The organism is uncultured Paracoccus sp. (assembly GCF_947487305.1).
Lineage (GTDB): Bacteria > Pseudomonadota > Alphaproteobacteria > Rhodobacterales > Rhodobacteraceae > Paracoccus.
In genome coordinates this window covers 110,284-124,326 of the sequence record NZ_CANKWH010000010.1, presented here as the reverse complement: position 1 = coordinate 124,326, position 14,043 = coordinate 110,284, and the positions used below count along the sequence as shown (strand labels likewise).

The following is a 14,043-nucleotide window of genomic DNA, read 5'->3' as shown; positions in this document are numbered from 1 at the left end:
ATGTGAGGAGTAACCTATGCTTAGAGCCCTATCCCGGCCAGCCACCCGCCTGATGGAGCGGTGGCTGCCCGATGCCTTCATCTTCGTCATCGTCCTGACGCTGGTGGCCGCGCTGGCGGCCATCGTCAGCGAGGGCACCAACCCGGTCGATCTGATCCGCATGTGGGGCAACGGCTTCTGGGAGCTTCTGGCCTTCTCGATGCAGATGCTGCTGGTGCTGGTCACCGGCTTCATCCTCGCCTCGTCGCCGCCGGTGCGGAAGATCCTGCAGCGTCTGGCCGGGCTGGCGACCTCGCGCGGGTCGGCGATCATCCTCGTCAGCGTCGTCTCGCTGGCGGCCAGCTGGATCAACTGGGGCTTCGGGCTGGTCGTCGGCGCCATCTTCGCCAAGGAACTGGCGCGTCAGATCAAGGTCGACTACCGGCTTCTGGTCGCAGCTGCCTATTCAGGCTTCGTCATCTGGCATGGCGGCATGTCGGGCTCGATCCCGCTGACCATCGCCACGCCCGGGCATTTCACCGAAGCCGAGATCGGGGTAATTTCTACTTCGGACACGATCTTCTCGGTCTGGAACCTCGCCATCGTCGCGGCGCTGTTCATCATCGTCCCGCTGGTCAATCGCGGGATGCTGCCGCCCGAATCGGAACAGGTGCTGGTCGATCCGGCCAAGCTTGGCAATGACGCGGCACCCGCCCCCCTGCCCGCCAATGCCACCCCGGCCGAGCGGCTGGAGAACAGCCGGCTCTTGATGTGGGCCATCGGCATTCCGGGGGTGATCTGGCTGGCGCTGCATTTCATCGGCGGCGGGGCGATCAACCTCAACGTGGTGAACTTCCTCTTCCTCTTCGTCGGCATCCTGTGCCACGGCACTGCTCGCAGCCTGCTGGCGGCGCTGGACGAGGGCGTGCGCGGCGGGGCCGGGATCGTGATCCAGTTCCCCTTCTATGCCGGGATCATGGCGATCATGACCCAGAGCGGTCTCGCGGCCAGCCTGTCGGAATGGTTCGTCTCGATCTCGACCGCCACCACCCTGCCCTTCTGGAGCTTCATCTCGGCAGGGATCGTGAACATCTTCGTGCCCTCGGGCGGTGGTCAATGGGCGGTGCAGGCCCCGGTCATGCTGCCGGCTGCCGCGGCCCTTGGTGCCGACATGCCGCGCGTGGTGATGGGCGTGGCCTGGGGCGATGCCTGGACGAACCTGTTGCAACCCTTCTGGGCGCTGCCGATGCTCGGCATTGCCGGGCTGAAGCCGCGCGATATCATGGGCTTCTGCGTGGTGCATCTGCTGATCACCGGCTTGGTCATCGGCGGGCTCTTGTTGCTGCTCTAGCCACCACAGCACCGGAACGACACACGGCGGGGCCTTCCGGTCCCGCCGTTCTTCTTTGTCAGGCGCCGGGCTTACAGCAGGTGACGCAGCCTCGTGTGGATCAGCGGGATGATCCCCCAGATCATCGCGCAGACGATGACCGGCACAAGGATCAGCGTGCGGGCCGGCACTGGCCAGCCCTGGGTCAACGGCATCAGGACCATCAGCCCCAGCGTGACCAGCGGATAGACAAAGGCAAAGACAAGCATCGCAAAGCGGATGCGGGAGGGTTGAGAAGCTTGCGCGGACATGGCAGACACCAATATGAACGTTTCGTATCGATCATATAGAACGGAACGTATCGTATCGCAATAGGCAATGTGAGAAAAATGGCTGTCGAACCTCCCCGCACCTCGGTCGGTGCCCGCCGCAACCCCGACACCGAACAGGCGGTGATGGACGCCGCCGCCGAGATCATTGCCGAGGAGGGCTATCAGAAGCTGACGATGGAGGCCGTGGCCCGCCGCGCCCGCGCGGGCAAGGCCACGCTCTATCGCTGGTGGCCAAGCCGGGGGCATCTGCTGCTGGCGCTCTATTCGCGGGCGAAATCAACGCTTGGGGATATCGATACCGGCGACCTGACCAGCGACGTGACCGCCTTCATCGCCCAGATGCTGCGCCAGATGCAGGGCAGCGATGGCCAGGAACCGCTGGCGCCCATGCTGCGCCTGCTGATCGCCGAGGCGCAAAGCGATGCCACCATCCGCGAGGCGCTGCACCGCGAGCGGCGCGAACGCTGGCTGCTGCTGGACAACATCATTCGTCGCGCAGAAGAGCGGGGGCAGCTCAATCCCGCCGTCACCGCAAGGCGGGCCGAGCAGCGGATCATCTCGATGATCTGGTATTTCCTGCTGAACGACACGCTGCCGGGGCCGGAGGCTGCGGCGGAACTGGCGGAATCGATCATGGCCGAGATGCGGGCCTGAACTCATTTGGCCTGTGCGACCAGCACGGGCCGCGCCCGACCCTATTCCGCCGCCGTCGGCTCGACGCTGAAAACCGGCTCCATCGCCGCCATCTGCGCATCGCTCAGATGGCACTTGATCCGATGCCCGCCGGGCAGTTCCTTCAGCGGCGGCATCTCGGTCTCGCAAAGCCCGCCCGGCACCTGCGACTTCCAGCGGCAGCGGGTCTGGAACGGACAGCCCGGCGGCGGGTTCACCGCCGAGGGAATATCCCCCTCCAGCACGATCTTGCGCTTCTTCACATGGGTATCGGCAATCGGAACGGCCGACAGCAGCGCCTCGGTATAGGGGTGATAGGGCGGGGCAAAGACCTGATCGGTCGTGCCGAGTTCCACCACATGACCCAGATACATCACCATCACCCGGTCCGAGAGATAGCGGACGATGCTGAGGTCATGGCTGATGAACAGCAGCGTCGTGCCGTTCTCGCGCTGAATATCCATCAGAAGCTGCGTCACCGCCGCCTGAACCGAGACATCCAGCGCCGAAACCGGCTCGTCCGCCACCACGATCTTGGCGCCCCCGGCAAAGGCGCGGGCAATGCCCACCCGCTGCTTCTGCCCGCCCGACAGCTGGCGCGGCATCCGCTCGGCAAAGGCGCGGGGCAGTTTCACCAGATCCAGAAGTTGCAGCATCCGGTCGCGCCGCTCGGCATCGGTCTTGCCCTCGCCAAAGATCTCCAGCGCGCGGATGATTTGCCGGCCCACGGTCATCGAGGGGTTCAGCGTGTCGAAGGGATTCTGGAACACCATCTGCACCGAGGAGACCGTATCGGTGGCGCGCTTCTGGATCGGGGTATTCTCGATCGACTGGTCATAGAGCAGGATCTCGCCCGCTGTCGCCGTCTCGAGCCCCATCAGCACCTTGGCGAAGGTCGATTTCCCACAGCCGGATTCGCCCACGATGGCCAGCGTCTCGCCCTCGCGCGCGTCGAATGACAGCGATTCATTGGCCTTGACCACCTGCGCATCGCCGCCGCCGAACATGCCGGCGCTGGTCTGATAGTATTTGCGCACATCGTCCATTTTCAGCACGACTTCGCCGATCTGGGTCTTTTCGGTCGCCACCGCCGCCTTGACCGGCGCGTCCCAATCGATTTCTTCGAAGCGCAGGCAGCGCGTGTCATGCCGCGCCTCGCCCGGCACCGGCTGCATGTGGATATCGGCTACATTGCAGACGCCCTCGACGAAATAATCGCAGCGCGGGCCGAAATTGCAGCCCTGCGGTCGTTCATGCGGCAAGGGAAAATTCCCCGGAATCGCCACCAGCGGTCGGCTGTTCTTGTTCGCGCCCGGCAACGGGATCGAGCGGAACAGCGCCTGCGTATAGGGGTGGCGCATATGGTCGAACACCTGTTCGACACTGCCGGTCTCGACCGCCTCGCCCGAATACATCACGCAGATGCGGTCGCAGGTCTCGAGGATCAGGCCGAGATTGTGGCTGATGAACAGCATCGAGGTGCCGTATTTCCGGCCCAGATCCTTCACCAGCTCGACGATCCCGGCCTCGACCGTCACGTCGAGCGCGGTGGTCGGCTCGTCAAGGATCAGCAAGGCCGGCTTCGACATCAGCGCCATGGCGATGACGATGCGCTGCTGCTGCCCGCCCGACAGCTGGTGCGGGTAACTGCGCAGGATACGGTCAGGGTCGGGCAGGCGCACATCGGCGACCAGTTGCCGCGCCAGTGCCATCGCCGCGGCCTTGCTGGTCTTTTCATGCAGCATCGGCACTTCGGCCAATTGGTCGCCGATGCGCATGGCCGGGTTCAGGCTGGCCATCGGCTCCTGATAGATCATGGCGATCTGGCTGCCGCGGATCTGGCGCAGCTCCTCCTGCGACATCTGGGTCATGTCGCGGCCACGGAACTTGATGGAGCCGCCGACGATCCGGCCATTGACGCCCAGATCTTGCATCACCCCGAGCGCCACGGTGGACTTGCCGCAACCTGATTCGCCCACCAGCCCCACCGCCTCGCCGGGCATGACCGTGCAGGAAAAATCCATCACCGCCGGAATTTCCCTGAGCCGGGTGAAGAAGCTGATGGACAGTTTGTCGATCTCGAGGATCGGCTGATCGCTGCCCGTTTGGGTGGCTGTCTCGGTCATGATCTCAATCCCTCAGACTTTCCTCGCGCAGCCCGTCGGCCAGCAGGTTCAGGCCCAATACCAGAGACATCAGCGCGATGGCCGGCGCCAGCGCGGCATGGGGATAGGCGGTCAGAAGCCGCCGCCCCTCGTTGATGGTCGAGCCCCAGTCCGGGCTCTCGGGCGAGACGCCGAGGCCGAAGAAGCCGAGCGTCCCCAGAAGGATCGTCGTATAGCCGATGCGCAGGCAGAAATCGACGATCAGCGGGCCGCGCGCATTGGGCAGGATCTCCCACAGCATGATATAGGCGCTGCTCTCCCCCCGGGTCTGGGCGGCGGCGACATAGTCGCGGTTGCGGATGTCCATGGTGATCCCGCGCACGATGCGGAAGACCGTGGGCGCGTTCACGAAAACCACCGCAATGAAGACGTTCAGAAGGTTCGGCGGCATCCGCCAGACGCCAAGCGGATCGGCGTTGAAGGCCAGCCCCAGATAGGCCCAGATCCCCAGCACGCCCAGCACGCCCAGCCAGCCCCACTTCTTGCCGGGCTGGGTGACGAAACGGGTCTGGATCATCAGCCCGATCAGCACCAGCGGGATGGCGAACAACACGGCAGCCATGATGTTCGGAATGCCGGTGGCGCGGATCTCGGGCGTGACGAGCAGGAAGAACAGCAGGATCACCGGGAAGGCCAGCACCAGATTGGCGAGGAAAGACAGGACGTCATCCCACCAGCCGCCGATATAGCCCGCCGGCAGACCGAGGCAGATGCCCACCGCATAGGCAATCAGCGCGGCGGCGGGGGCGATCTTCAGCACGTCCCGCGCGCCCATGATCATCCGCGAGAAGACGTCGCGCGCCAGTGAATCGCCACCGAGCAGGTAATAGGGATAGCCCCCCTCCTGCCCGGTCGGGGTTCCCGGCACGGCGTTCTTCATCCCAGAGAGCTGCGCCAGCGGATCATGCGTGGCGATCTGCGGCGCGAAGACGGCGACCAGCAGCCAGAACAGCACCAGCGCAAAGCCGACCATGCCGATATTTGAATCAAACAGCTTGCCGTAAAGCCCCAGCCGCCGCTTGAAGGTGAAGGACAGCGCAAAGACCAGCGCCATGCCCAGCCAGACGGGCCACAACACCGCCGCCATCCGCCCGATGATCGAGACCCAGCCGATTTCCTCCATCACGAGATCCTTATGCGGGGGTTCAGCCAGGCATAGCCGAGATCGCTGATCAGCTGCGTGATCAGCACCAGCACCACGGCGACGACCGAGCAGGCCAGCAAGAGTTCGATGTCATTGTTCCCTGCCGCCTCGACCAGCGTCCAGCCAAAGCCGGGATAGCTGAACAGCACCTCGACGATGACCACTCCGTTCAGGAGCCACGGGAATTGCAGCATGATGACGGTGAAGGGCGCGATCAGCGCGTTCCGCAGCGCGTGTTTCATCACCACCTGCCGGAAGGGCACGCCCTTCAGCCGCGCGGTGCGGATATATTGCTGGGTCATCACCTCGGTCATCGAGGCGCGGGTCATCCGGGCGATATAACCCATGCCGTAAAGCGCCACGGTCATCACCGGCAGGGTGAAGTTCCAGAAATTCGCGTCATCGACGGCAGACCGGGCATTCCCCTGGAACAACACCGGCGTCGAGATCAGCCCCCAGTCCTTCAGCAGGGGCGACAGCCCCACCTGCGAGCTGGCCAGCGCCGCGACCAGCAGCACGCCCAGCACGTATTCCGGGGTCGAGGTCGAGGCGATGGCGAAGGTCGACAGCGTCCGGTCGGTGCGCGAGCCCTCGCGCATCCCGGCCACGACACCCAAGAGCAGCGCCGAGGGCACCATGACCACCATGACCCAGAACATCAGCTTGCCGGTCGCTGCCAGCCGGTCGGCGATGATTTCCGAAACCGGCGCCTTGAAACGGGTGGACCAGCCCCATTCGCCCTGCAGGATGCCGCAATAGCTTGGGGCATTGGCCTTGTCCGCGGCCTGGTCGACACAGCGGCCGCGCGGATTGCCGTTGCTGTCCTCGCCGGTCCAGCCGGGCACCACGCCCAGCCATTCGCCATAGCGGGTCAGCATCGGCCGGTCATAGCCATTGCCGGCCAGCCAGCTTGTCACCTCGGCATCCGACATCCGGGCGGAACCCTGCCCCTTGGCCAGCTTTTCAAGGTTGGGTTGCAGATTGGTCAATGCGAAGACCACGAAGGTCAATACCAGCGCCGAGGCTATGATGGTCAGCAGTCGGCGGATCACGAAGCGCAGCACGGCATCTCCCTCCGAACAGGAAAGCGGCGGCCCCTTGCAGGGCCGCCGATACAGGGCTTACTCGGGGGCGACCCAGTAATGCTGGTAACGCACCTCGAAGGTCGGGTGGATCGCCGCGCCGCCAATATTGGGCTTGGCGTGGCGATAGGTGTTGCGCCAGAAGGGCAGGATCACCACGCCATCATCGCGCATCATCTGCTCGGCCTGCGCCATGATCGCCTTGCGGGCCTCGACATCCGGCGTCGCCATGGCCTGATCCAGCAGCGCGTCGAATTCCGGCTTGCGATAGGCGGATTCGTTCCAGGCGGCGGCGCTGTGATAGGCCAGCTTCATCACCTGCACGCCAAGCGGACGCATGTTCCACTCGGTCGCGCTGAAGGGGAACTTCAGCCAATCGTTCCAATAGGTCGCGCCGGGCAGGATCTTGCGCTCGATGGTGAAGCCGGCGTCGCGCAGTTGCGCGGCGATGGCGTCGCAGGTGGCTGCCTGATAGTCCTCGTCCAGCGACACCAGCTCGATCGGCGGGGCGCCCGCGGCGTCATAAGCCGCCTTGGCCGCTGCCGGATCGAGGGGCGCCGGGCCGATATCGGCATATTCGGGGTGGATCGGGCAGACATGGTGGTTCGCGCCCGCCGTGCCCTGACCGTCATAGCCGAGTTCCAGCACCTTGGTGTTGTCCACCGCCATCTGCACGGCCTTGCGGACGTCGGGATTGGTGAAGGGTTCCTGCTCCTGGTTGAAGCGCACGGCCAGCGTGTTCGCCGTCAGCGCCTCGGACTTGACCCAGCCGATGCCGTCGAAGAGATCGACGAAATCGCCGATGGTGTTGTAGTCCAGATCGATCTCGCCGCCCTCGGCTGCCGCCAGCCAGGCCGCAGGATCGGTGCCCAGATCAACGAATTCGATCTGGTCCAGCCAGGCGCCCTTGCCCTCGTTCCACCACTTGTGGTCCGGGTTCCGTTCGATCACCGCGCCGACGCCGGCCTCGTGGCTGACCGGGCGATAGGGGCCGGTGCCGATCGGCTCGGCCACCGGGTCGCTGCCGGTAAAGGACGGGTGTGTGACCGCCGCCGGGTAGTCGGCACAGCCGACAATGATGGTGATGTCGGGCGCCGACAGCTTCAGCTTCAGCGTCATGTCATCGACGACTTCGACCGCATCGGCGCGCATCTTGTTGGTCGCCGGGTCCACCATGGTCGAGAAGCGCGAGGCCATCGAGTTGCCCTCGACCGTGCCATCGCACCAGCGCTCGATATTGTGGCGCACATGATCGGCGACGAAGGCATCGCCATTGTTCCAGGTCACGCCGGGACGCACATGCAGCGTATATTCGGTGGCATCCTCGTTCACGTCCCAGCTTTCCAGCAGCACCGGCAGGACCGAACCGTCGTTTTCATAGCTGGCGAGATATTCCAGCCAGCCGCGGCAGACATTGGCGTGTTCCGACCAGTCCCAGGTGCGGGGGTCCTTCTGCGCCTTGATATACATCTGCATCTTGATGCTGCCGCCCGTCACCGGATCGCCGGCCGGCTGCGCCCTGGCGGGCGCGGTCAGGCCGATCATCCCATAGGCGGCGGTGGCGGTGACGCCAAGCGCGGTGGCGCGGGTCAGGAACTCGCGCCGGCTCAGCTGGCCAGCCTTCGCCTCTGCCGCGTACATCCAGGCCTTGGGATGCAGGGACGGGAACTTGATGTCTTTGGGCATGTCGTCTTGTCCTCCGGTTGATGTGCTGGCGGCTTCGCGGCCGCGCTGTTGTTAGCCCTAGCGTAGCAGCAAGTTTTCTGGATGCGAGGCAAAAAACCGGCGCAACATTGGCGCTTTACGCCCTCATCCGCTCGCCCGCCGGGTCAAAGGGCGGTTCATGGGCGATGCGGGCGGAATAGCGCCGACCCAGAATCTCGACCTGGAATTCGGGCTCCTGCCCGGCCTCGGCCAGCGCAGCGGGCAGATAGCCCTGCGCCATCGAGGCGCCCACCCCATGCGCATAACCGCCCGATGTCACCCAGCCCGCCACCGACCAGTCGCCGTCGGTCTGGATCTGCACCCGCGCGGTCTCGCGGCCCTCGGCGTCAAAGCGCGGCGCGCCGAAATCATGCGGCGGGGTGATCGCCTCCGAGGGCGCGGGGATGCGCGCCCAGATCGGCTCGTCGCCCAGCACATCGGCGGTCTCGGCCTCGATGATCAGCGACACCCGCTTGAGCCTTGGCCCGTCTTCCTTTTCCCGCGCCGCCGCGTCTCGACCAATGAAATCCTTGTCCAGCCTGACAAACCGATCCATCCCGGCCTCATAGGGGCCATAGATCGGGCGCAGCTCCGCGAACCATGTCGGAAAGTTCTTCTCGAGCCGCATGGACAGAAGTGCCCGCATGCCGAAATCGACCAGCCCCAGATCCGCCCCGGCCTCGTGGATCGCCAGGTAGACCCGGCGCTGGAAGGCCGGGCGCATCCAGATCTCGTAGCCCAGATCGCCGGTATAGGTGATGCGGTTCACCAGGCAGGGAGAGCCGGCAATGTCCATCTCGCGGAAATCCATGAAGCGGAAACCGGCATTGCTGACATCGGCATCGGTCAGGCGCTGCAGCACCTCGCGCGACTTCGGCCCGGCCAGCGACAAACCGACCAGATCGGTGCCGAAACGGTGCAGCCGCACCGAGCCATCCTTGGGCAGATGGCTCTCGAACCAGCGCATGTGATACTTGCTGGCGGCGATGCTGCCCCAGATCAGAAAACGCTCGGGCGCGGCGCGGGCAATGGTGAAATCGCCGATCAGCTTGCCCTCGGGGTTCAGCATCGGCGTCAGCACCAGCCGCCCCAGCTTCGGCATGTGATTGGTCATCAGCCGGTCGAGGAAGGCTTCCGCCCCCGGACCCGTCACCTCGTATTTGGCGAAGTTCGAAATCTCGGTAACGCCCACCCCCGCGCGCACCGCCCTGACCTCGGCACCGACATGTGCGAAATCGTTCGAGCGGTGGAACATCGGCACGTCATGCGCCTCATCCGCCGAGGGCGCGAACCACAGGGGCGCTTCCAGCCCCCAGTTGTCGCCCATGACCGCGTGCTTGTCACGGGTCAGGATGTCATAGATCGGCGTGGTTTCCTGCGGCCGGGCGGCGGGCAGTTCCTCGTTCGGGAAACGGATCGAGAAGCGGCGCGAATAATTCTCGCGCACCTTGGCATTGGTATGGCGCAGGGTGGCCCATTCGCCGTATCGCGCCACGTCCATGGCAAAGACATCATGGCCCGGATCGCCCGTGGTCATCCAGTTGGCCAGCACCAGCCCGACGCCGCCGCCTTGACTGAAGCCCGCCATCACCGCGCAGGCCGACCAGAAATTCGTCAGCCCCGGCACCGGCCCGACCAGCGGGTTGCCGTCGGGGGCGAAGGTGAAGGGGCCGTTGATGACGGTCTTGATCCCGGCGCGCTCATAGGGCGGGAAATGCCGGAAGCCCACTTCCAGCGAGGGGGCGATGCGGTCGAGATCCGGTTCCAGCAGTTCATGGCCGAAATCCCAGGGCGTCGTGACCGGCGACCAAGGCTTCGCCGCCTTCTCATAGGTGCCAAGCAGGATACCGTTTCGCTCCTGCCGGGTGTAGATCTCGCCCTTGAAGTCGATCACGCCGACCAACTCGCGCCCGGTCCTGGCGTTGAATTCCATCACCTCGGGCATGTCCTCAGTCAGCAAGTACATATGCTCCATCGCCAGCACCGGCAGCTCCAGCCCGACCATGCGCCCGATCTCGCGCGCCCAGAGACCACCGGCATTCACCACATGCTCGGCCCGGATGGTGCCGTTCTGGGTGATGACATTCCACGTCCCGTCGGCATCCTGCGTCAGCTCCTTGACGGGGTTCCTCAGCTCGATCTGCGCGCCAAGCGCGCGCGCCGCCTTGGCATAGGCATGGGTGGTCCCCGATGGGTCCAGATGCCCCTCGACCGGGTCCCACAACGCTCCGACGAATTGCGTCTCGTCCATCAAGGGGAACATCGCCTTGGCCTCGCTGGGGGTGATCAGCTCGGTCTCCATCCCCAGCACCCGGCCGCGCGCATGGGTCATGCGCAGCCAGTCCATGCGTTCCTCGCTGTCGGCCATCATCACGCCGCCGGTCAGGTGCAGCCCGCAGGCCTGCCCGGAGAGTTTTTCCAGCTCGTCATAAAGCCCGACCGTGTAGGCCTGAAGCTTCGCCACATTCGGATCGCCGTTCAGCGTGTGAAACCCGCCCGCCGCATGCCAGCTTGACCCCGAGGTCAGCTCGGATCGCTCGATCAGCAGGCTGTCGGTCCAGCCCGCCTTGGCCAGATGGAACAGCACCGAACAGCCGACGACTCCGCCGCCGATCACCACCACATGAACGTTCCTGTCACTCATCCGATCACCGAGAAGCTGGAATTGGGGTTGACCTCGCGCTTGCGCGAATAGGTGCCAAGATCGATCACCCGATCGATCCGCGCGAGATGAAATTGCAGCGGGTCCGCATCATGGTCATGGCCCGCCTCGCAGGAGGTGACGATATGGGCCATGATCTTGCCCGCCACCGGGGCGTTCTTGAACTGGTTCCCGCTGGTGCCGCAGGCCATGTAGAAGCCGGGCAGATCCGAGCGGTCATAGATCGGCAGCCAGTCGTCGCTGACATCGTAAAGCGCGACGATCCCCCGCGCCTGTCCGGGGATCGGCAATTCGGGAAAGCGCTGCGCCGTGCGCATCACGTTCACCGTCCACTGATCGGTGAAATCCTGCCGCAGGCTGTCGGGATCATCGACCCATTCGCGCGGATCGCATTGCGGATCGCCCGAGCCGATGCACATGATCCCGGGACTGTCCGGACGGGCATAGGTTTCGGTATCGCCGTCGGAATAGATATAGCCATTCGTGCCGAAGTCGAAATTCCGCGGCCCGGGGATATAGGCCACCTCCTGCCGGTTCGCCCGGGTCGAGATTTTCATCCCGCGCGTCACTCCGGCCAGTTCGTTCAGCTTCGAGGACCAAGGCCCCCCGGCATTGATGACCACCGGCGCATCGATCTGCCGCCCGTCCGCCAGCGTGACCCCGGCCACCCGGTCATCCTCTTGCCGGATCTCGGCCACGGCGGCGCGGAACAGGAAGCGCGCGCCCTGCGCCTCGGCCGCCTGCCTCAGGTTCTCGGCCGCCAGCTTCGGATCATTGACGAAACCGCCTTGAGGAAAGAACACCGCCCCCGCGATCTCACCCCCGGTCGGCTCGCAGAAACCGTCCTCCTCGGGGCGCTTCGGCGGGTAATAGGCGCGCAGATCGACACCCGGCAGGTAATCGGCGATGCGTTCGGTCGGCACTTCCTCATAGGGGCAGCCGATATGGTCCATCATCCGCATGACATGGACCAGGTCCTTGTTGGCCGGCCCCTTCACCACCAGGCAGCCGGTCTCGTTGTACCGGATCAGCGGCACGCCCTCGGGCAGGTTCACATGCGCCGCCCAGTCCCGCCAGTAATGCCAGCCTTCATAGGCCAGCGCGCAGGAGGCCTCGACCGAGTAATAGGTGCGGATGATGGCACTCGAGGAGGAGGTGGAACCCGAGCCCGCATCCGGCCCCTTGTCGATGCTGAGCGTGCGCCAGCCGAGCTTGGCGAGTTCGAAGGCGATGGCATTGCCGATGACCCCGGCGCCGATGAGGATGGCGTCATACCGCTCAGACATGCGCCGGCTCCTGCGCAGGATATTGGTCCATTGCCAGCAGTGCGCCGCGCAACGCCTGCGCCAGTTCGGGCGGGGTGTCGATGCCGGTGGTGAAGAAGATACCGGGGCGCGGTGCGGTCCAGCCGACCACGACCAGCCCCTTGGCCGCCGGCTCGTAGGCCTGCGCCAGCTGCCAGCTAAGGCAGTCGATGGCGGCAATATCGGCCTCACCGGCGGCAATCTTCCGGATCGATTCACGATGCGCGCCGGTCCAAAGCACCTCTTCCGCCGACAGCGCCGCATCCTCGGCGATGCCGAGCCAGCCCGAGCGGCTGTCGGGCTGGTTCGCCGCCCATTTCAGCCCCTCGATTCCCATGGGCAGCACCGCCCCCGCCGCGGGCTGCGCCACCTCACCCGAGCGCATCACCAGCGCCGAGCGATAGTTGATCCCCTCGCCGCCAAGGACGCCGTCGTAATTCCGCTGCGCCAGGATCTGCTGAACCGTGCACATCCCCAAATCGACCGTGCCCCAGCAGCATTCGGTCATCACCGTCGCCGGGTCGCGCCAGATCGCCAGAAGATCCTCCATCTCGACCGGGTGCGACAGTTCGGGCAGGCCGGCGACGCGCTCGCGCAGCCCCTGCCAGAAGGCGCGCGTCCGATCGCGGACCTCGGGCCAGTCATACATGGGCAGGGCGGCGCGTCCGGTCATGGCAGTCTCTCACGATAAAGAACGGGATGCTCGACCGGCTCTTTCCGGTGCAGGGCATGGGCGCGGAACAGCGCCCGGTAATTGGGATAGACATAGCCCTGATTGATCGCCAGCCATTCCAGCCGCTGTTCATGATAGAGGCGCGGAAGCCGATACCAGGGCGCACCGGGCAACTTGTGATGGACGATGTGCAGGTTGTTGTTCAGAAACAGCAGCGACAGCGGCGAGCGTTCGACGATGATGGTGCGGCCCTCGGGCGTCTCGTGCCAGCGATGCTCGGCAAAGGTGCGGATCGAGATCAGCGCGAGGCTGCCCCAGACCACGGTCACGAGGTAAAGCCAGACCGGGATACCCCACCAGACCAGCGCCGCGATCACCGGCAGACAGCCCAGAAGGTTCAGCAGCCATGCAAGCCGGATGCCCGGCGCACCCTGCCAGATGCCCCGGACCTCACCCGCCAGGAAGCCCGCACCGCCCAGCACCGGACCCAGCACCATCCGCCCGACCAGCGTATTGTTCACCTGCAGCAGCCCGCGCAGCCAGCCGGGCATTTGCCGATAGCTCCAAGCCGCCTTGTAATAGCTTTCGGGGTCCTCGAACGGATCGGTCAGCCTTGCATCGTGGTGATGGCGCAGATGCGTCTCGCGGTAACGGCGATAGGGATAGATGAGACCGGGATTGATCGCGACCAGTGCCTCGTTCAGCCAGCGCTTCCGGGTCGGGTGGCCATGCAGGTTCTCGTGGACCAGCGAGGAATGCAGCGCAGTGGTCAGCGTCATCAGCACCAGCGCAAGGACCGGATGGGCCGGCCACAGAAGCGCGCCGGCAGCAATCCACAGCCCGTAAGTGACGACGGTCAGGGCGACCGTCGGCCATTCGACTTTCATCGCGACTCCCTGAAGGATCAGACGAGTGTGCGAAGTGCGGCCCTGTGCCGCAAGAAGATTATCGTAACAAAAGACGTGATTTGTTTCCTGAAGTCACAGTATGATGCGC

At 64.9% G+C, this 14,043-nt stretch carries 11 protein-coding genes; 2 read left to right on the top strand and 9 right to left on the bottom strand.

What is annotated here, in order from left to right:
- Window positions 1-16: 16 nt before the first annotated feature.
- On the top strand, window positions 17-1,330 hold the full coding sequence (locus tag Q1A36_RS13475) for a TIGR00366 family protein (RefSeq protein ID WP_299844922.1): 1,314 nt from the start codon (window positions 17-19) through the stop codon (window positions 1,328-1,330).
- 71 nt (window positions 1,331-1,401) lie between these two features.
- On the opposite strand, the gene Q1A36_RS13470 is transcribed toward Q1A36_RS13475, so the two are convergent.
- Window positions 1,402-1,620 carry a hypothetical protein gene (locus tag Q1A36_RS13470; RefSeq protein WP_299844920.1) on the bottom strand — a complete coding sequence of 73 codons (219 nt, stop codon included), beginning with the start codon at window positions 1,618-1,620 and terminating at the stop codon, window positions 1,402-1,404.
- A 78-nt stretch (window positions 1,621-1,698) separates the two neighbouring features.
- Between Q1A36_RS13470 and Q1A36_RS13465 the strand changes: the two genes are divergently transcribed.
- Complete coding sequence (locus tag Q1A36_RS13465; protein WP_299844918.1) at window positions 1,699-2,295, top strand: TetR/AcrR family transcriptional regulator; 597 nt, start codon at window positions 1,699-1,701, stop codon at window positions 2,293-2,295.
- 41 nt (window positions 2,296-2,336) lie between these two features.
- Here Q1A36_RS13465 and Q1A36_RS13460 read toward each other — a convergent pair whose 3' ends face one another.
- The 8 genes from Q1A36_RS13460 to Q1A36_RS13425 form a co-directional block, all read right to left on the bottom strand.
- A complete protein-coding gene (locus Q1A36_RS13460) occupies window positions 2,337-4,439 on the bottom strand; it encodes an ABC transporter ATP-binding protein (RefSeq protein ID WP_299844916.1) in 2,103 nt (700 codons plus the stop codon).
- 4 nt (window positions 4,440-4,443) lie between these two features.
- Complete coding sequence (locus Q1A36_RS13455; protein WP_299844914.1) at window positions 4,444-5,601, bottom strand: ABC transporter permease; 1,158 nt, start codon at window positions 5,599-5,601, stop codon at window positions 4,444-4,446.
- The gene (locus Q1A36_RS13450; protein WP_299844912.1) at window positions 5,601-6,686 is read right to left on the bottom strand and encodes an ABC transporter permease; all 1,086 of its coding nucleotides are present in this window, start codon (window positions 6,684-6,686) and stop codon (window positions 5,601-5,603) included. The genes Q1A36_RS13455 and Q1A36_RS13450 overlap by 1 nt, the downstream gene beginning before the upstream one ends.
- Before the next feature lie 57 nt (window positions 6,687-6,743).
- The gene (locus tag Q1A36_RS13445) at window positions 6,744-8,390 is read right to left on the bottom strand and encodes an ABC transporter substrate-binding protein (protein ID WP_299844910.1); all 1,647 of its coding nucleotides are present in this window, start codon (window positions 8,388-8,390) and stop codon (window positions 6,744-6,746) included.
- A gap of 115 nt (window positions 8,391-8,505) precedes the next feature.
- Window positions 8,506-11,052 carry an FAD-dependent oxidoreductase gene (locus tag Q1A36_RS13440; RefSeq protein ID WP_299844908.1) on the bottom strand — a complete coding sequence of 849 codons (2,547 nt, stop codon included), beginning with the start codon at window positions 11,050-11,052 and terminating at the stop codon, window positions 8,506-8,508.
- Window positions 11,049-12,356, bottom strand: coding sequence for an FAD-dependent oxidoreductase (locus Q1A36_RS13435; RefSeq protein WP_299844905.1), 1,308 nt, complete (start codon window positions 12,354-12,356; stop codon window positions 11,049-11,051). The genes Q1A36_RS13440 and Q1A36_RS13435 overlap by 4 nt, the downstream gene beginning before the upstream one ends.
- The gene (locus Q1A36_RS13430; protein ID WP_299844902.1) at window positions 12,349-13,047 is read right to left on the bottom strand and encodes a PhnD/SsuA/transferrin family substrate-binding protein; all 699 of its coding nucleotides are present in this window, start codon (window positions 13,045-13,047) and stop codon (window positions 12,349-12,351) included. The genes Q1A36_RS13435 and Q1A36_RS13430 overlap by 8 nt, the downstream gene beginning before the upstream one ends.
- The gene (locus tag Q1A36_RS13425; protein ID WP_299844899.1) at window positions 13,044-13,934 is read right to left on the bottom strand and encodes a fatty acid desaturase; all 891 of its coding nucleotides are present in this window, start codon (window positions 13,932-13,934) and stop codon (window positions 13,044-13,046) included. Before Q1A36_RS13425 ends, Q1A36_RS13430 begins: the two co-directional genes overlap by 4 nt.
- Window positions 13,935-14,043 lie beyond the last annotated feature (109 nt).